We start from the raw sequence: 18,133 nt of genomic DNA on the forward strand, positions 1-18,133 counted from the left end.
GAGGATGTTTGTAAAGTCTAATTTATCACTTGCCCAGGCGATTAGAAATCGCGCGCCACTTGCTACAAGTCGGCATAGCCGCCCAACGCAGCGGCTTGGCCACACAGACGAAACCTGCGGAGGCAGGTTTAAAACCTGAATAAATTTTATCGCAGAGGCGCACCAGACGCAGAGGTTAGACTTTGATAAACCAGCGTTGGCGATACATTAAGATGCCCATTGCAAACCAGAATAATACAGTGATGAGGGCAAACAATAAAGAACCATTGAGCGCACCCGCCCAAGAGGCAAAAAGATTCTGGTAAATCCAATTGTAGGTGCTGGGAGCGTTTTCTCCAGAGCCAATATGGGTTTTGACTAATATTTTAATTAATAAAACGGATGCAACAAAAAGTGCGATCGCATTTAAGCCTATCATTTCAAAGGCTTTACTCCAGCGACGTATCAGCCGCACTTCGATGAGTTCATAGCAGGCTGCTAGCAAAAGTAATGCCCAACCGCTAGTAAAGACAACGTATGAACTCGTCCACAGCTTTTTATTGATGGGAAATGTCCACCCCCACGCCCAACCAATAATTAAGCAACCAATGCCAAATAATACTAAACCTATACTTATACGTGATTGCACGTATTGAGTGCGTATCCATTGCCCAGTAAAATAACCAGTTAGGACGTTGACAATAGCAGGAATAGTGCTGAAAAATCCTTCTGGATCTCCCAAATTTTTGAATCCATCACCTGCGTACAGATGCATTTTTGGTATAATTTGGCGGTCGATGTAAGCGGCGAAGTTGCCTGTCCGCGTGAGAATGCCAGCGCCATAATCGGGTACTGGTATATACATCATCGTCAACCAGTAGCCGATGAGTAGTGCTGCTGCAAGTATCCATTGCCCTTTACGCGGCAAGTTGAGCACTATCAGAGAGGCTAGGAGGTAAGTAAGACTGATGCGCTGCAACACTCCCATAATGCGGATGCTACTCAAGTCGAAAGTCCAAACACCCTTATTCCAAAAGCCATTTAGCAACAACCCCAAGGCAAAGAGAATGGCGGCGCGGCGCAAGATGCGCCAGTAAACTGCTGAAGTCGGTTTGTTGGCTTCGGTGTACTTTGACAAAGAGAAACTCATTGCCACCCCGACAATAAACAAAAAGAAGGGAAATACTAAATCTGTTGGTGTACATCCGTTCCAGTCGGCGTGAGCTAACAGAGGATATACGTCATCTGCAACTCCCATCATATTGACGAGAATCATGCCAGCGATGGTAATGCCACGAAAAACATCAAGTGAGGTCAGACGCATAGACGAAATTTTTTCTTCGAGAATCTTACACTACCCCCTCATATAAAAGTAATCAAGCAAAATTTATAAACTTGGATGCAAGTTTAAATTTTGTTAAAGTGAAGTGCGGAATGTGGGTAGAAACATCAATCTTCTCAATTGGTTGTAGTGTCAGACATTCAGGCTATGGTTGGCTGCTGGTTCGGTAATGTAAAAGATGACAGTGCTATCTGGTTAAGGTTTGATCACCAAGCAGATAATTTGGTACTATTACCGGAAGAAGCAGAACGACAACGGACTGATGCACAACAACGTACAGAGGAATTAGCGGCTCGGTTACGGAAATGGGCAGAAGCTCCACCAGATCAGCTTTAAGAAAACTATGTCAGAAACTACCCTTGCTGCACCAGACATAACACTCCCACCTACCCAGGCGGAACTACCCTACGATGACGGTATCCCAATGGAAAGTCAACGACATAAAATCCAAATGGAGTTGTTAATTGATGTCGTAGAGACTTGGTTGGAACAACGGGAGGATGGATACGCAAGCGGCAATATGTTCGTCTATTTCAGCCTGGCTCAGGTGAAAAACCAAGATTTTAGAGGCCCCGACTTTTTTGCTGTACTGGGAGTCCCGAAAGTAGAACGCCGCAGTTGGGTTGTTTGGGAAGAAGGTAAAGGCCCTGATGTCGTAATTGAATTGCTTTCGCCGGGTACAGCAGCAACCGATAAGAATGAGAAAAAGCTGATTTATCAAAATCAAATGCGCGTTCCAGAATATTTCTGGTTTGATCCTTTCAACCCTGATGACTGGGCTGGTTTTTCTCTTGGTAGTGGAGTGTATCAATCAATAACACCTAATGCGGAAAATCAATTGGTGAGTCAAGCATTAGGTTTAGTATTGCTACGTTGGCAAGGTACCTACAAAGGTATTAATACAACTTGGTTGCGTTGGGCAAAAATAGATGGAGAATTGTTGCCAACAGCAGAAGAAAAGCAACGTCAACGAGCAGATCAGGAACAACAACGAGCAGATCAGGAACAACAACGAGCAGATCAGGAACAACAACGAGCAGATCAGGTGAATTTGCAGTTGCAACAAACAGCACGAAAACTACTTCAATTAGGGATGTCGGTAAAACAGGTAGCACAGTTAACAGATTTGCCGGAATCTGTGGTTGAGGAACTAAGTATTTAAGATTAATGTGTTACTTTAAATACCGCTGCAATAGACCAACTACAACTTCTGGTATTTCTAGATGGGGTAGTATTCCTGCATCTGCGATCGCATAAAAATCTCGAATTGCACTTGTATTTAAATTTGCCAAGCGTCGCCCCAGTTTGATACTGGTAAATTGTGCTTTTTCACCCCAACAAATGACTGTGGGAATTATTAGTTGCTGAATATACAAACTTAGATCAAAGTAAAGGTCTCCTCGTAAAAATGACAAAGCGGCAAACTTAGCATTAGGCTGTTGTGCAGAGGTTAAATAAGCCTCTACCATTTCCTGAGATACTCGTTGGGCTTTAGCAAAGAGAAAACTTTGTAAAAAGTTTCGCACTGCAATTTCATTTTCAGCACCAAGATTATAAATTAAGCTGTCCAACAGGGGTGTATTAATTACCGAAAGTGGAAGTCTGCGTCCAGCACCTTGGCCAAAGTCATCAAATCCAGAAGGGCAAACCAAAAACAGTGTTTTGAATAAGTTGGGTTGGACAATAGCCAGGCGGATAGCGAAAGCAGCTGTCAAAGACGAGGCTACCACTGTCACAGGCTGACGACAAGTTTGGATGATAAACTCTGCGATCGTGCTCAGATAATCCCTAATTTGATAATCTCGGACTGGATGAGCCGACTCTCCCCAACCAATTAAGTCGGGAGCTAAAACATGGTAAGTGGAGGCAAAAGCCGGGTAAACTTTAGACCATTCATAAGCAGAGGCTCCACCACCAAAGTTGTGGAGAAACAGTAATGGGGGTAAATCTTCAGTATCAGCAAACGCCCAAGGTGCATTCGTTTGCGTATAATAAGCCATTGCCCCCAAGGATGTATGGATGACTTTATGTCCAAAGCCAGGAGGTTGAAACTGAAGCATAAAATTAAAAATTTTAGTTTAATTGCACTTAGCTTGACGCCAAAAGTATAGAGGAAAGCTTACCGATAAATCCGGGAGCTAGGATACTATTTGTTTGCTATTACTTCATTTTTTACCCTGGTTTTTGGTTACTATCTCCTGTAAGTTGAACTAGTTGATGGAGGTTGTCGCCACTAATATGATAAGCTGCTCCAAAACCAATTACAAAACGACCTTCACTAGGAGTTAGCTGGAAAATCCGAAAGTCAGCCAAACCGCGCAAAACCTCAATAATTTGACCAAACCGCCCTTGAAATTGCTCAACAATTTGATTCCACTTGTCAGTTTCACGCTCTATTAAAGTTGCTGTGCAATCAAAGCTTAAACGGCGACGGGCAAAAATCTGGTTAGTCTGAGCTTCATCCTCAATAAACAAGACACTAACATCAGGGTTGACATTAAGGTTTTTGGTGTGGGTAGCCAGACCGCTGACGTAGATGTAAATATTCTTAGCATCATCCATCACATAGGGAGCGTAACTAGAGTTGGGTATTCCCTGTGTATTAACAGTGCTAATGATTACACTTTGAAATTCTTCAGGAAATTTTTCGTACTCTGATTGAATTTTTTCTAGCTGACTCATAACAATTTCTGTAGACTAAGTACAGCTTTGCATAAAATCGTGGCGATTGAGGGTTGAAATTTAAACGCATAGGGGCGCAGAGAATTCGCTACGAACTAATGAAATGTTGTACTAAGTAATAACTTATATCAATATTTTTAAGTTATACCAAATGGCTTAATTGTAGCCATTCCCAAGCTGGAGGATGTACGTGCGTTTTCCTGCTAGATGGTAGCAGATATTCGATATTACATACAGAAAAATTCCGAAACGGGCGAAGTCGTATGGTATAACCAAACACGGGTTTCCCCTATACGGGCAGATTTGTTGTGAAAGATGGTACGTTATCACTATTGCGATCGCCATCAGTCTGCCACAGAAGTGCTACAAAATTTCCGAAAATTACTGAGCTTTTTCTTACTTCTGCTTAAGCTAGACTTAAGAAAAGTTGCGAGGACGCGATTGTGAATGACAAAAATCGTTCTCAATGGGACTTAGGCAGGTTTATCGAAACCCTGACTTACTTTGAGGTAATTCCTTTCCTTAACTGGGTACAAGAGTTAATCCAAGGTCGTCCTAAGGATAATCAAAATAGACCCAACGGAGGAAGAAACATGGGTGTAATACTGGTAGCAGGCGCAACGGGTGGCGTCGGTAAAAGAGTAGTACGGCGATCGCTAGAACAGGGTTATAAAGTGCGGGCGATCGTGCGAGATATCAACAAGGCACGTTCAATTATCAGTGATGATGTTGACTTAGTAGTTGCGGATATTACTAAACCAGAAACTTTAAATTCCATAGTCATGACTGATGTCCAAGCTGTTATTTGTTGCACAGCAGTACGTGTGCAACCAGTAGAAGGAGACACAGCAGATAGAGCCAAATATAATCAAGGTGTTAAATTTTACCAGCCTGAAATTGTCGGTGACACCCCTGAAAATGTGGAATATCAAGGTGTTAAAAATTTAGTACAAGCAGCAACCAAATATCTACCCCAAGCAAGTGAAAAACTGATATTTGACTTCACAAATCCATCTATAGAATTAAAAAACATTTGGGGTGCGGTTGATGATGTTGTGATGGGTGGTGTGAGTGCAAGTAATATGCAATTTGTGGAAAATACAGCTTTGTTTGGTGGTAATGTCTCCACCGCTAACTCTGGCGGATTTGCTTCGGTAAGAACCAAAAACTTTGATCCACCCTTCAACTTATCTGATTACGAAGGTGTGAAATTGCGTGTCAAAGGCGACGGTCAGCGTTATAAAATATTTCTGCGGACAGAAGCACAATGGGACGGCGTTGGTTATGGCTATTCTTTTGATACCGTAGCAAATACTTGGATAGATGTTCACGTCCCTTTTGCAGATTTAATTCCTGTATTTCGAGCAAAAACTGTAAAAGATGCTCCGCCAATTGACTCTAGCAAAATTTGCTCATTTCAATTAATGTTGAGCAAATTTGAGTATGACAACACCTTAAATCCTAAATTTACACCTGGTGGTTTTTCTTTACAAGTAGAATCTATAAAAGCTTATGGCGGTGCAAATCTACCACAGTTCGTCCTGGTCAGTTCAGCAGGTGTAACCCGTCCTGGTCGTCCTGGCATTAATTTAGATGAAGAACCACCAGCAGTCAGGTTAAATGATCAATTAGGGGGAATTTTGACATGGAAATTAAAGGGGGAAGATAGTTTAAGAGAAAGTGGAATTCCTTACACGATTATCAGACCTTGTGCCTTAACAGAGGAACCAGGAAACAAAGAATTAATATTCGAGCAAGGTGACAACATTAGAGGTAAAATCAGCCGTGAGGATGTTGCAGAAATTTGTGTGCAAGCACTGAAACTAGCAAATGCTTGTAACATCACGCTTGAAGTTAAAGAGGCAGAAAAAACTGTCAACTCTATCGATTGGCAGAGGTTATTTGCTAACTTACAACGGGATAAATAAATGAAATGTCCTCAGACTATTGGTCTGTAGACATCCTCACAAAAGTCGCTTACAAAGGCTGTTGTAAAAAGTTAGCTATTGACATGAAAAAAATCAAGGTGCTAGTTCTCGCCGGGATTTTAGTAATGATTATCTCAATAGGATTGTGTCCTAAAACTGCCTCGTCGCAACAAGTTGAGTCCCGCCTCAACAATTTAGAAGCTGACTTTAATCGTGTTGAGTCGCGGTTAAACCAGCTAGAATCTCAACTGGATCAACCACGCCAATCTCCATCTTCAAGAACAACACTAACCCCACGACAATCAACTGGTTCTAGAGGGAACTTATCACAGCAAGACCGCATGTTTGATCGGCTAGCAACTTTGGTGGTTGAATTGAAGCAACAAATCAACAAATTAGAGGAGCGAGTTTCTAAAATAGAGTCACGCTGATTTCTATTTAAATGGCATTTTGGTATGTGCTCATTAAGTAATACTCAGTCAGATAATTTATGTTCTGGTTAGTAAGTGTGACAGGTGTAAAATATTAAAGACGAGCAATTTTTAAGCTACCTTTACATGACAACAAATATCAATGAACTAGTCGCTTACGAAGGTGGATGTCACTGCGGTGCGGTGCGTTTTCGGGTAGTGGTTGAGCAACACAAAGTCGATGATTGTAACTGTTCAATTTGCCGAAAAAAGGGCTTTTTACATTTAATTGTGCAGCAAGAGCAGTTTACCTTGTTGCAAGGTGAAGATAAGTTGACAACTTACAGATTTAATACAGGAGTTGCTCAGCATAAATTTTGCTCTATTTGTGGAATGCATCCTTTTTATGTACCACGGAGTCATCCTGATTGTATTGATGTGAATGTGCGATGTTTGGATGGGGATGTAATATCTGATTTTGAAATTGTACCTTTTGATGGGGCAAATTGGGAGCAGAATATAGACAAGCTACGAAGATAGGACACTATTTGATTAGCGATATTTGCTATCTGTAGTAACATTTATCAATCCAAATCCGCATTTCTTCCTCAGAACCAAAACAGGCAGAACGTCCTGTCATCGGATCGTAAGCGTGCCAACAATAAGTATGACCATGATGGTCTGATTCCTGCCAAACTTGCAGATCAGAACTACTATTTACCCAGATAACAAAATGCTGCCAAATTCTTGGAAAAGATAACAGAAAATTGAATTTATTCATAATCAAAGCACCTGAATAAATCTATACTTTTACTTTTATTCAAAAACTTTTAACTGAGAAGGTACAATTATAGCTAATTATAGATAGTACAGTTATCTGACATTACAACTGTTATAGTAAAAAATCCGCCAACTGTACTAGGTAAACTTAGTAAAAATCGTTTATATTGCCAGTATTGATAACTTTGCACTCTTGAAATGAGTGCGCCCAAATGAACATTTTGTTGGAACGTCAATCACGCAAACCTATTTATTTGCAGATACGCGATCGCATCAGTCGTCTCATTAAATCCGGCGCTCTGAAAAGTGGCGATCGCCTCCCCTCAATTCGCGCTCTTGCAGAAAGTTTGCAAGTTAATAAACTAACCATTATTGAAGCATATAGCGTTTTAGAAGCCGATGGTATTGTTTCTGCACGTCAGGGATCTGGATATTTTATCAACAGCGTTTCTGTTAAGAGTACCCACCTGGAATCTACATTTTCCCCAGCCCAAAATGTCACAATCCTAGAGCCAGGTAAGAGTTCTTTTTATGATATGTACACTCCCTTGGTGCAAGCAAAAACACAGCCAGGAGTAATTAATTTGGGCTATGGTTATCCTCATCCACCAACAGATATTAACCTCATTGCTAGACGAGCATTAAGACAAGAAAACCCTGATATTTTCTTTTCTCATGACATACCTCAAGGACAACTAACTTTATGCAGACAAATTGCTCAGATGTTAGTACAACAGGGATTAGAGGTTTTTCCAGAAAATTTAATTATTACTAATGGCTCTCAGCAAGGGTTGTCATTAGCTATGGACTATTATGTAAAATCTGGTGATTGGGTAATTGTGGAAGCACCCACTTATTATGGTGCAATATCTATCTTAGAAAACTTAGGAGCCAGAATTATTGGCATTCCCATGACTGCGGAGGGAATCAATCTAGAATTATTAGAGCAGTATCTATATAGTCACCGCCCTAAATTAATTTATACAATCAGCACCTTCCACAATCCCACCGGGTTGACAACAACACAAGCTCATCGCCAAGAATTACTAGCATTAGCCGAAAAATACGAGTGTCCAATTTTAGAAGATAATGCCTATGAAGGATTAGATTTTAAACCTGTACCTGCACCAATTAAAGCTTTAGATAAAAATGATTTAGTGACTTACTTAAGCACCTTTTCTAAAACATTGATGCCTGGTTTACGAGTTGGTTATATGGTAGTTACAGGCAAGCATTATCAAGCAATTCTTGAGCAGAAATTGCTTCATGATTTGCACACATCCAGTATTTCTCAAGCAATAGTGAGTGAATATCTCGCTTCAGGACATTACCGTCGTCACCTTAGCCGACTTCGTACACATAATCTGCAAAGTCGTAATACGATGCTGCAAGCTTTAGAGCGTGAATTTCCCGAAGAAGCACGGTGGACAGTTCCTACGGGAGGATTGTTTCTCTGGGTGCAGTTACCAGATAATATTCCTATTCAAGCAATTCGTAACGAAGCTTTTGCACAAAATGTCTACCTTGCTTGCAGTTCGCCGTTTTTCCCCGATAAGCAGGGTTATCCAGCCATGCGTCTGACTTTCTGTCTTCCGCAAGAAGAGATTGAGCAAGGTATTTCTATTGTAGGTAAGTTGCTCAAAAAGTACATTTCCAGAGGACATGAGCGGATATCTAATTATCAACCGCTTGCCCACAGTATTTAGTATAGAGACAATGCGATTCTCAAACTAACAATCAAGCGATCGCTTTGTATAAACTCCTCAATATACCTCGTCATGAGTACCAATATCCATAAGGACAATCATCTCTTCATTAGTATCATTATTCGTATCAAAAGTGTAGACTATACGACAATCATATTCGACCCAACACGCCCACAAACCTTCTAGCTCGCCTTTCAATTTGTGTGGCTTCAAAGATATTGTAAACGGGTCAGCTTCCAGCAATTCCAAAACTTCAAAAATTTTCCCTCTAACCGAGGATTCTTACGAACCACTCGCTTAAAAGCACGCTTAAAGCTATTATCCCAAATCAGGGTTTTCATTCTTGACTTAGCAAGTCAGCTCTTAGATCTGCAATGCTTCCACGTTTGGCTTTACCAGTCTTGATTGCTTCCAGCGTTTGTGCTGCATTGTTAGCAATTTCTTGACGCCGTTTTTCAACTCGTCTTTTCTGAATCAGTTCCAGCAGCAAGTCTTGATCTTCTGTTGAAAGAGCTTCAACGTATTCAACTAATGTCTGAAAAGATACAAGTTTGCTCATTGATAATGTTTATAGATTTTGATGCTTTATTATAATAAGATCTTGTTTCTATTTCGTTAGCAAAGCTGCTTGTCATCAGCGTCAGACATCGCCTTTTGAACTCTATACTTCACATTTAAGTATCATCCTTTCAGTTCAAAACTATAAATGTTATCAAGGCTCCAAACATTAAGCTTTTTTCTCGAAATTTCATACTTGTAACTCTGAACACCAAAAATAAAAGCGATCGCTCTGTTAACTTAAAGAGCGATCGCCTATATTTATATTCAAGACATGCAGCTTAAGCAGCAGCAGGCTCTAACAAGTTGATATCAGAGAAGACAAATTCCTGAATAGATACTTGTCCTTCTATTTCAGTGCGAATTTCTCGACGATTTAGAATGAAATAGTTACCAACCTTTTCATACTCATCTGTAAATTCGCTTCTACCACCCTTTTGTTCCCCAGTTTTGGGGTCATGATACACAGAGTCATAAGTGTGAGACAGGTAGCCTTCACCCGTGTCGTGACTGCTGAAGGTGTCAATTGTCACAAAAGTACCGTGAATGAGACGGTGAACATGACACACCTCATTATTGCGGACTTTGTATTTATCACCCTCAGCCTTCCCACCAACTAAAAGCTCAACTGCACCAGTTTCGTCAGTTTTGCCATAGCTAAACGTATTGGTGCTGTGAGTGTCTTCAAAGCTGCGGCGGATGCGGTGAATTGCTATCTCCCAGGCTTGACCGTGAATTGCCTGTTTTGCTTGCTCGTCATCTACATCCAAAACTTCTGCCTTGAGATTAGCATTGACAATAACTTTGCCTGTAAACACTTTATTGTCATGCTTATAGGTAATATTTGCAGTGTAACCGGGGAAATTCTTATCCCACGTATAGCGGTTCTCATAAGCAGCCCGGAAAAGTTCCTGAGCAGAGAGTTGTGTAACTGTCATGTGCTTCTCCTATCGCCACTGTAATTAGCGTTTTATTCTTCTTGGTATTAGCATAGAAGTAATTGTTGAGCCTTGGATAGACCCCAACTGGGTACACTTATGGCTAATTCTCTTCACGCCGTATTTCATGCGATCGCTAATGTCCGCAATGAGCAAGAATTAAAACTAGCTCTCATGGATAAAATTGGCGAGCATTTTGGCGTGCAAAATTGGGGTATCTATCTCCTAAATGAGCCGCCAACGGCTGAGATTGATGTTCAGGGCATTCCAGCGGTATGCTTAGAAAGCAATCCCGTCGGTCGCTATGTGGTTGAGCGTCACGCTCCCGCTCATGAGCAATTAATACTATCTCCAGGCGACTGGAAGCATATTTGCCCGCGCCACGACCATGAACACGTCATGACAGGGCCAATTGTTTGTGATGGTCATCTGGTAGGAACGCTGAACTTTACCCGCGACAAGGGTAATCCTGCCTTTAATGCCAACGATTTAGCCGATCTGAGTGCTTTATGCCTTCATTTATCGGCAAAAATGGCCACCCTGCGGACGAAACCAAAAATCTCCAACTCCTTTTTAATCAGTCCACTAACAGCGCGTGAGTTAGAAATTGCTGAACTAGTAGCCCAAGGGTTAACGAATGCGGAAATTGGTGAAAAACTTTGGATTACGCAAAATTCTGTCAAACAAGCTTTGAAGCGGATGTTTCGTAAACTAGAGGTTTCGGCGCGTACTGAGATGGTAGCAAAGCTGCATTCGATATCTCTTCCACAGTCCGAACAAATCAATTAAACATCAACGGGTGCGCTTATATTTGATGTATAGCTGTTGCCATAAAGGTTTGGAGTTTTGCGCTCCTGACTAGTCCAAACTCCAGATCTAATATTCTTAGTTTTTAATTTCTTATTTTTACTATAAGTAGTACTGATTTGAATGTTTAAAGCTCCCAAGTTTTAATAACTTTGGGAGCTAGAAGTTTTAAGTTCACCGCGACGCCGTTTTACCTAAGTTTATGACCTGGTTAAACCAGGTGGGAACCGAAATTTATCGTTTAAAGTTTCCGGGTACATGCCCGGTCTACTGCCACGAGAACTGCTTGACTCCCTTTTCTTTAAAGGCATAGATCAAAAAACTTGATGGCAGTCACCAACGTCGTAGTGCAACTAATTCATTATAGCCTTCCAAAAGATGTTGTGTATTCTATCTCGAAACTTTCTAGAAAATTTAACTGGGATACCAGATGGATTCTATGGTGTGGGCGATGGCTGCGCTGATACCATTGGCGATGGCTCTGCCGACGCCGTTGGCGATCGCACTTAACTTATCCTGGTGCTGATGATCGAGCAAAACAGTGACATGTCCCAGCTTTCGCCCAGGACGTGATTCAGTCTTACCGTACCAATGAACGTGTGCTTGGGGAATCTCCGCTAATTGTTGGCGCTTACTTTGGTAGTCGCTTTGAGAATTTTCGTACCCTAAAAGGTTGACCATCACAGCACCAGCGCACTGCAAACTAGGATTACCCAAAGGTAAACCACAAACTGCTCTGAGGTGCTGCTCAAACTGAGAAGTTTCACAGGCTTCAAGGGAGAAATGTCCGGAATTATGGGTGCGGGGGGCGATTTCATTTACCAGTACTTTGCCATCAGCAGTGAGAAATAGCTCAATCCCAAAAACTCCTACTACTTGTAGGTTATCTAATAAAGTGTGTGCGATCGCTTTTATTTCTGCTACTTGATTAGGCCTAATCCGGGCTGGCGCAATTACCCGCCGACAGATTTGTTGTTCTTGTTGGGTTTCTACAACTGGGTAGGTTACAATCTCTCCATCTACAGAACGTGCAGCAATTACAGCCAGTTCCCTTTCAAAGGGTACAAATTCTTCTAACAAGAAAAGTGATTGACTAGATGTCTTGTTGGTGATGCTTTCATTCGCTTTTTCTTGCAAAGTTACCAAATCTGGAATTATGAAAGTACCTTGACCGTCATATCCGTGGCGCCGGGATTTAAGGACTACTGGAAAACCTAGATATCTCATTTTTGATTTGAAATATTCTAGCTCGTCGAGAGCGAAAAACTGAGGGACAGGTAATCCCAAATCGCGCAAATAGCAACGCTGATGATATTTATCTAAAAGGGGTGACAAGGCATCTAACCGAGGGCGGAAGCAAACGCCTTTTTGTGCTAGCAAGGATAAAGCATCTAAATTAACAAATTCGTTTTCAAAGGTGATGACATCGCATTTTGTAGCTAATATTTCTGTGGCTCTGGCATCATCAACCTGGGCAAAAATGGTTTCTTGGGCAATTGAAACGGCTGGGTCATATTTACTAGGAGTTTGTACTAATAATTCCACTCCTAGCTTCTTTGCTGCGTCTCCCATCATCCAGGCAAGCTGCCCGCCACCAATTATACCAACACGCTTCATTGACATCCCAGAGAATAACTAGTTTGCACGCCAGTTTTAGAATTCACACCACTGGCTTTTCCGCACAGTTCTTTAATTTGCACTTTATCTAAAATTGCATCAGTGAAATCTGCACCATCTATGTTCACATCAGTAAAGATGGCGCGGAGCAAAAGAGCTTCTTTGAAAACTGCATCGCTCAAATCAGCTTTGGTTAAGTTTACCTGATCAACCATTGCGTTAGTTAAATCCGCTCCGTGCAGATTCGCTTGTGTCATTACCGAAGCACTCAATACTGCTCCCCGCAAGTCAGCGTCTGTAAAGTTCGCCAATTCCATATTTGCGTTAGAAAACTCCGCAGCTTGCAAGCTCTCACCAGAAAAATTATGTCTTGACAATTCTGCATTGCTAAATGACAGTGGATGAGTCCAGTCTACCGCTAGTGCGGGATGAGCCGCGCACCATACTATAATCCCCAGAAGTAACGCTAACCCTCGCCGCCAAAACATATTGCTAACCAATTTTGTATCCTATCGCTGCATTTTAGCTTATCGCATTTGAATATTACCCCTCTTGTGTCACTCTCTGAGAGGTCAATCTCTAGAAGCTTTATCAGACAATCAATACAAGCTATCCTATTATTACAAAACTTGGTTATTGTATTTGTTATTAAAAAAATCTTACGATGCCTGTGGGGGGGCGGAGCCATCGCTTCAAGTTATCAGGACTTACGCAAGTGTCATATTTTTAACGCCAGAGGTTGTCCAGAGTCAAAGGTCAAAAGTCCAAAAAACCTTGATTCTTGAACGCCACTTGCTTTAAGTCGGCAGAGCCGCAAGGGCGCAGTGGCTCCCCTTGACCCTTGACCCTTATACCAGAAGCCTTGTGTGCCAGTTGCGTAAGTCCTAGTTATGTTGTGTACTCTGCATTGATTTTAATGTAGTCATAACCTAAATCACATCCCCAGACAGTCCAAATTTCACTACCTTCACCAAGTTCAACATGAATAGCTACTTTTTTGCTTCGCTGAAGCGTTGACGATAATTTGTCAAGGTTCAAGTTTATTGCTTTACCATTTTCAAATAACCTTGTGCCAGCAATTGAAATACAAATATTTGATGGATCAATTGGAGTAGTACTGTCTTGTCCAGGCTTCCCAAGAGCCATAACAATGCGTCCCCAATTTGGATCAGATCCGAAGATTGCTGTTTTTACTAATGGAGAATTCACAATCAATTTTGCAACTTGTTTGGCATGTTGTTCGGAAGATCCTCCACTGACAGTCACTTCAACTAATTTTGTCGATCCTTCAGCCTGATATAAAATATCTTGACACAATTTTAGAGATGCTGCGGCTAAAGCAGATTCTAAGTCTTGTAACCGTTCTTCTGTAGCTTCCAACTCAGAGGTGGAGAAAAGAATTACTGAATCGCTTGTACTAGTGTCAGTATCGACACTGATGCTGTTAAAGGTTCGAGCCACAACTCTTTTAAGTATCATGCTAAGTTGTGCTGGATCTGCATTCACATTTGTGAAAAAGTAAACCAACATTGTAGCCATATTAGGTTCAATCATGCCCGCGCCCTTTGCCACACCTGCTAGAAAAACATCCCCTGCTTTTGCAGAGCAGACCTTAATCCCAAAATCAGTAGTTAAGATGGCTTCAGCTACCTCATTCGTTAGTCCTTGATTGACACGCTTAGATAATCCTTCGATCGCAGGTAGTAATCGATCCATCGGCAAAGGTACGCCAATAACCCCTGTGCATGAAATTAGTACATCATCAGCATCTATTTTGAATTCATTACTAACGCTATTTATTATTTGCAGAGCATCTTGCTCATCGGTGGGAGTAAACACATTTGCATTCTTGCTTACTACGACTAATGCCTGAGCGTATCCATTAGCAAGATTGGAGCGATCAATCTTTACGGCGGGGCTTGAACATCGGTTTTGAGTAAATACTCCAACAGTTGATCCGCGACGCGGCAACTTGACAACTGTGAAGTCAAGAACACCTGATTTTTTAACACCTGCACTTAACGCAACACTCTGAATACCACTAGGTTGATAACGCAAACTCCAACATAAGTCACACCATTTTTGATCAGCTTGTGACCAAAATTTATATGTCGTTTGCTCTGGATCACCATTGAGGGGCGCATGGATCCGGAGACTTTTTAGTCCATGAACTTGATTGGTAATATACATGAAAAATTTTGCCCTGAATTCTAGCAAAGCTTAGCTCATCGGTAGTAAATTTGAGGCTATTGTGTCATGATTCTCCGAAAAGTATTGTCTCTACGTACAATAGGCTACAGCTGATACAAAGCCGTCAAAGCCACCGCCAAAGCATCTGAAGCATCATCTGGCTTAGGAATCTCATCTAAATCTAACTCCCGTGCTACCGCCTCTTGCACTTCAGACTTATCCGCATTACCATACCCTGTTAGGGCTTGTTTAATTTGAGCAGGGGTAAACTCAACATACGGAAGACGACGCTGCCCCAATACTAAAATGAGTACACCCCGCGCCTGTGCAACAAGGATAGTACTTGACATACGATAGAAGAATAGTTTTTCAATTGCAACCAAATCTGGTTGCAACTCCTCAATCAGGGCGTGCAAATCATCAAACAAAGTACACAAACGCTGTCCCATTTCTGCATCTGCCGATGTGCGGATTACACCAAAATCCAGCATATTTACTGTAGTCTGTTGTACTTTGGTAGAACTTTGTGTGCAAGTAATTGCCCCAAACCCTAAAATCGCCAGTCCCGGATCTAATCCTAAAATTCGTTTTTCCATTAAATTCACTTTTAGCAAACCAGGCTCTTGTTTAACTAAGAAGACTGACAACTTTGACGACTTGCTCTAAGTTTAATGGAATTGAAAAATATAATAGTTCCACACTTGGTGTTTAAATCAGGTGGTATACATTTTCTGTTAATCATTGTTTGTACCATTGCTCCGAATCAGGTATGTCAATCGGTTTTCTCAGACAAGCCCTCAAAGCCCTACAAAAGCAGTCGCGTTCTCGTACTTCCCATCGAGTTAACCAATGGTTTAAGTGGTTATCCCCTGGGCTATCGATAAAACGTTGGTTGTTAATCAGTGTTGGGGGTGTACTGCTGGCAAGTCTGGGCTTGGCTATTTGGATTAAGCTAACCCCAATTTTTTGGATGATCGAGCTGCTTAGGGGTTTTCTGGGAGTAATCACCGAGGTATTACCCAACTATATCAGTGGGCCTTTAGTGTTGCTTTGCGGCTTTCTGCTGCTGCTTTGGGGGCAAACTCGCACGGTAGGCTCAATTACTAAGGTATTAAGACCAGAAGGTGAAGAGGAACTTATTGATGTTCTGCTAGCCCATCGGCGATTGTACCGAGGCCCCAAAATAGTGGTGATTGGTGGCGGTACAGGACTTTCTACATTGTTGAGGGGACTCAAAACATACAGCGCCAATATTACTGCTATTGTCACCGTAGCCGATGATGGTGGGTCTTCTGGGCGGTTGCGCCAAGAGTTTGGAGTGCTACCACCAGGGGATATTCGCAATTGTTTAGCAGCACTAGCAGATGAAGAAAAGTTATTAACAGAATTGTTTCAATACCGCTTTCGTGCTGGCGATGGATTAACGGGTCACAGTTTTGGTAATTTGTTTTTAACGGCAATGAGTGATATTACTGGAGATTTGGAACAGGCAGTTGCGGCCAGTTCCAAGGTGCTAGCGGTACGGGGACAAGTATTGCCAGCAACTCTCAGCGATGTTCGCCTCTGGGCCGAATTAGCCGATGGTCGCCGTATTGAAGGCGAGTCCAGCATTCCCAAAGCTGGAGGAAAAATTGTCAAACTTGGCTGCATTCCCGCTAATCCCCCAGCAGTACCAGCAGCTATTAAGGCACTTAAAGAAGCTGACTACATCATCATTGGCCCAGGTAGCCTTTATACCAGTTTGATTCCCAATTTATTAGTTCCAGAAATTGCCGACGCGATCGCCAAAACAGACGCCCCCCGTATTTATGTCTGCAATATTATGACTCAACCTGGAGAAACTGAAGGATACACTGTTGCTGACCACATCAGGGCAATTGATGCAGCTTGCGGGCAAAGACGGCTATTTGATGCTGTGCTAGTACACAAAAAATCCCCCTCTGACCAATCACTCATCCGCTATGCCCAACAAAATTCCCATCCCGTTTTCCTGGATAGAGAAGCTATATCTCAGCTAGGGCGGCGGATTGTCCCAGCTAATGTTTTGTATGAAGATGAAACGGGTATCGTACGTCACAACCCGCAGAAACTAGCACGAGTGTTGTTACGGTGGTACGGTGGCGCTCATCATGGGAGATAAATTAATAGTCAAGGGTCAAATGTCCAGAGTCAAATGTCCAAAGTCCAAAGTCAAATATCCAAAGTCAAATGTCCAAAGTCTACTTTCTCTTGACCCTTGACTCTTGACTCTTGACTCTTGACCCTTGACTCTTGACTCTTGACCCTTGACCCTTGACCCTTGACTAATTATGAAAATTTTTCTTGCAGATGCAGAAGCGACGCTACGCTTAGGTATTACTCTCGGTGAATCCCTGACCACGGGCAGTGTAATTTTACTAGAAGGTGATTTAGGCGCTGGAAAAACTACTCTAGTTCAAGGCATTGGCAAAGGTTTAGGAATCACTGAACTCGTTGTCAGTCCCACTTTCACGCTCATTAATGAGTACACCGAAGGACGCCTACCTCTTTACCACTTAGATTTATATCGCTTAGAACCACAAGAAGTTGTAGCTTTGAATTTAGAAACCTACTGGGAAGGTGTTGAGGTAATACCAGGAATTGTGGCAATTGAATGGGCAGAACGAATGCCTTACAAACCAGATAGTTATCTGAGCATCAATTTGACTTATGAGCATGAGGTTACTCGTCAAGCCGAAATTACGCCATTTAATTGTGCCATTAGCGAAGCGATCGCCTCTATGTAATGTTATTTCCAGTTCATAACTGTAGCCCTAACAAAAAATTATGCAACTTGTATGCAAATTAGTTGATCAAAAAACTAGAAAATTTATGCAAATAGTCGAGGGATAATTCCACACTCGTCCTATCTACCACTACCACGCTCACCATCAAAAATTGCTAACATTGTTATCTCAATTATAAAAAAAATGTTGAACAGCAGAATATATTCAGGATTGACATCTACTAGCTTTCAGCCAGCAATAATCAGTTAAAAACCTGACTTTAATGGTGTGTAAATTAAAGACTTGTAAACTGTTGTTGGGTTAAATGATAGTTCTTACAAAACTTAGCAAGTTTAATTTAATCCGAATAATTCTCTACAATTATCTAGAGAACTAATCGAAATTATTGAGCACTAAACGCTAGTAGAGAAAAGTTAAACAACAATCAAGTT

Annotated in this window: 20 protein-coding genes and 1 other RNA gene; 9 read left to right on the forward strand and 12 right to left on the reverse strand. The window is 41.7% G+C overall.

The window, feature by feature from the left end:
* Window positions 1-175: 175 nt before the first annotated feature.
* Window positions 176-1,303 carry an acyltransferase family protein gene (locus tag IQ246_RS01825; protein ID WP_193999565.1) on the reverse strand — a complete coding sequence of 376 codons (1,128 nt, stop codon included), beginning with the start codon at window positions 1,301-1,303 and terminating at the stop codon, window positions 176-178.
* A 147-nt stretch (window positions 1,304-1,450) separates the two neighbouring features.
* Here IQ246_RS01825 and IQ246_RS01830 point away from each other — a divergent pair, with 147 nt between their 5' ends.
* The gene (locus tag IQ246_RS01830; RefSeq protein ID WP_193999567.1) at window positions 1,451-1,657 is read left to right on the forward strand and encodes a hypothetical protein; all 207 of its coding nucleotides are present in this window, start codon (window positions 1,451-1,453) and stop codon (window positions 1,655-1,657) included.
* Between the two features lie 7 nt (window positions 1,658-1,664).
* Window positions 1,665-2,483, forward strand: a complete 819-nt coding sequence (locus IQ246_RS01835; RefSeq protein WP_193999569.1) for a Uma2 family endonuclease — start codon at window positions 1,665-1,667, stop codon at window positions 2,481-2,483.
* A gap of 10 nt (window positions 2,484-2,493) precedes the next feature.
* Here the strand turns inward: IQ246_RS01835 and IQ246_RS01840 are convergent, their stop codons facing one another.
* Window positions 2,494-3,381 carry an alpha/beta fold hydrolase gene (locus IQ246_RS01840; protein WP_193999571.1) on the reverse strand — a complete coding sequence of 296 codons (888 nt, stop codon included), beginning with the start codon at window positions 3,379-3,381 and terminating at the stop codon, window positions 2,494-2,496.
* A 112-nt stretch (window positions 3,382-3,493) separates the two neighbouring features.
* Entirely contained in the window at window positions 3,494-4,003 is a 510-nt protein-coding gene (locus IQ246_RS01845; RefSeq protein WP_193999573.1) for a HugZ family protein, read from the reverse strand.
* A 443-nt stretch (window positions 4,004-4,446) separates the two neighbouring features.
* Between IQ246_RS01845 and IQ246_RS01850 the strand changes: the two genes are divergently transcribed.
* The 3 genes from IQ246_RS01850 to IQ246_RS01860 all read left to right on the forward strand — a co-directional run bounded on the left by IQ246_RS01850 (window position 4,447) and on the right by IQ246_RS01860 (window position 6,881).
* On the forward strand, window positions 4,447-5,931 hold the full coding sequence (locus tag IQ246_RS01850) for a CIA30 family protein (protein WP_193999574.1): 1,485 nt from the start codon (window positions 4,447-4,449) through the stop codon (window positions 5,929-5,931).
* 83 nt (window positions 5,932-6,014) lie between these two features.
* On the forward strand, window positions 6,015-6,362 hold the full coding sequence (locus IQ246_RS01855; RefSeq protein ID WP_193999688.1) for a hypothetical protein: 348 nt from the start codon (window positions 6,015-6,017) through the stop codon (window positions 6,360-6,362).
* A 126-nt stretch (window positions 6,363-6,488) separates the two neighbouring features.
* Entirely contained in the window at window positions 6,489-6,881 is a 393-nt protein-coding gene (locus tag IQ246_RS01860) for a GFA family protein (protein WP_193999576.1), read from the forward strand.
* Between the two features lie 25 nt (window positions 6,882-6,906).
* Here the strand turns inward: IQ246_RS01860 and IQ246_RS01865 are convergent, their stop codons facing one another.
* Window positions 6,907-7,122: a hypothetical protein gene (locus tag IQ246_RS01865; RefSeq protein WP_193999578.1), complete on the reverse strand. Its 216-nt coding sequence runs from the start codon at window positions 7,120-7,122 to the stop codon at window positions 6,907-6,909.
* A 211-nt stretch (window positions 7,123-7,333) separates the two neighbouring features.
* On the opposite strand from IQ246_RS01865, the gene IQ246_RS01870 reads away from it, so the two are divergent.
* Window positions 7,334-8,827 (forward strand): PLP-dependent aminotransferase family protein, encoded by a 1,494-nt coding sequence (locus tag IQ246_RS01870; RefSeq protein WP_193999581.1) that lies wholly within the window; start codon window positions 7,334-7,336, stop codon window positions 8,825-8,827.
* Between the two features lie 57 nt (window positions 8,828-8,884).
* On the opposite strand, the gene IQ246_RS30100 is transcribed toward IQ246_RS01870, so the two are convergent.
* The 3 genes from IQ246_RS30100 to IQ246_RS01885 all read right to left on the reverse strand — a co-directional run bounded on the left by IQ246_RS30100 (window position 8,885) and on the right by IQ246_RS01885 (window position 10,323).
* Entirely contained in the window at window positions 8,885-9,076 is a 192-nt protein-coding gene (locus IQ246_RS30100) for a type II toxin-antitoxin system mRNA interferase toxin, RelE/StbE family (protein WP_339379274.1), read from the reverse strand.
* 88 nt (window positions 9,077-9,164) lie between these two features.
* Window positions 9,165-9,386 (reverse strand): hypothetical protein, encoded by a 222-nt coding sequence (locus IQ246_RS01880; protein WP_193999583.1) that lies wholly within the window; start codon window positions 9,384-9,386, stop codon window positions 9,165-9,167.
* 280 nt (window positions 9,387-9,666) lie between these two features.
* Entirely contained in the window at window positions 9,667-10,323 is a 657-nt protein-coding gene (locus IQ246_RS01885; RefSeq protein WP_193999584.1) for a DUF3386 domain-containing protein, read from the reverse strand.
* Window positions 10,324-10,422: 99 nt separating this feature from the next.
* Here IQ246_RS01885 and IQ246_RS01890 point away from each other — a divergent pair, with 99 nt between their 5' ends.
* The gene (locus tag IQ246_RS01890) at window positions 10,423-11,112 is read left to right on the forward strand and encodes a LuxR C-terminal-related transcriptional regulator (RefSeq protein ID WP_193999585.1); all 690 of its coding nucleotides are present in this window, start codon (window positions 10,423-10,425) and stop codon (window positions 11,110-11,112) included.
* Between the two features lie 188 nt (window positions 11,113-11,300).
* On the opposite strand, the gene ssrS is transcribed toward IQ246_RS01890, so the two are convergent.
* The 5 genes from ssrS to ruvC form a co-directional block, all read right to left on the reverse strand.
* Window positions 11,301-11,484: non-coding RNA, 6S RNA (gene ssrS / locus IQ246_RS01895), on the reverse strand.
* A 60-nt stretch (window positions 11,485-11,544) separates the two neighbouring features.
* The gene (locus IQ246_RS01900) at window positions 11,545-12,747 is read right to left on the reverse strand and encodes a 5-(carboxyamino)imidazole ribonucleotide synthase (RefSeq protein WP_193999587.1); all 1,203 of its coding nucleotides are present in this window, start codon (window positions 12,745-12,747) and stop codon (window positions 11,545-11,547) included.
* Complete coding sequence (locus IQ246_RS01905; RefSeq protein ID WP_193999690.1) at window positions 12,744-13,235, reverse strand: pentapeptide repeat-containing protein; 492 nt, start codon at window positions 13,233-13,235, stop codon at window positions 12,744-12,746. The genes IQ246_RS01900 and IQ246_RS01905 overlap by 4 nt, the downstream gene beginning before the upstream one ends.
* A gap of 400 nt (window positions 13,236-13,635) precedes the next feature.
* Window positions 13,636-14,937 (reverse strand): bifunctional glutamate N-acetyltransferase/amino-acid acetyltransferase ArgJ, encoded by a 1,302-nt coding sequence (gene argJ / locus IQ246_RS01910; RefSeq protein WP_193999589.1) that lies wholly within the window; start codon window positions 14,935-14,937, stop codon window positions 13,636-13,638.
* Between the two features lie 104 nt (window positions 14,938-15,041).
* Window positions 15,042-15,533 carry a crossover junction endodeoxyribonuclease RuvC gene (gene ruvC, locus IQ246_RS01915; RefSeq protein WP_193999591.1) on the reverse strand — a complete coding sequence of 164 codons (492 nt, stop codon included), beginning with the start codon at window positions 15,531-15,533 and terminating at the stop codon, window positions 15,042-15,044.
* A gap of 173 nt (window positions 15,534-15,706) precedes the next feature.
* Here ruvC and yvcK point away from each other — a divergent pair, with 173 nt between their 5' ends.
* On the forward strand, window positions 15,707-17,077 hold the full coding sequence (gene yvcK / locus IQ246_RS01920; RefSeq protein ID WP_193999593.1) for a gluconeogenesis factor YvcK family protein: 1,371 nt from the start codon (window positions 15,707-15,709) through the stop codon (window positions 17,075-17,077).
* Between the two features lie 169 nt (window positions 17,078-17,246).
* Window positions 17,247-17,702, forward strand: a complete 456-nt coding sequence (gene tsaE / locus IQ246_RS01925; RefSeq protein ID WP_193999595.1) for a tRNA (adenosine(37)-N6)-threonylcarbamoyltransferase complex ATPase subunit type 1 TsaE — start codon at window positions 17,247-17,249, stop codon at window positions 17,700-17,702.
* Window positions 17,703-18,133 lie beyond the last annotated feature (431 nt).

It is taken from the genome of aff. Roholtiella sp. LEGE 12411, from assembly GCF_015206995.1.
Lineage (GTDB): Bacteria > Cyanobacteriota > Cyanobacteriia > Cyanobacteriales > Nostocaceae > Komarekiella.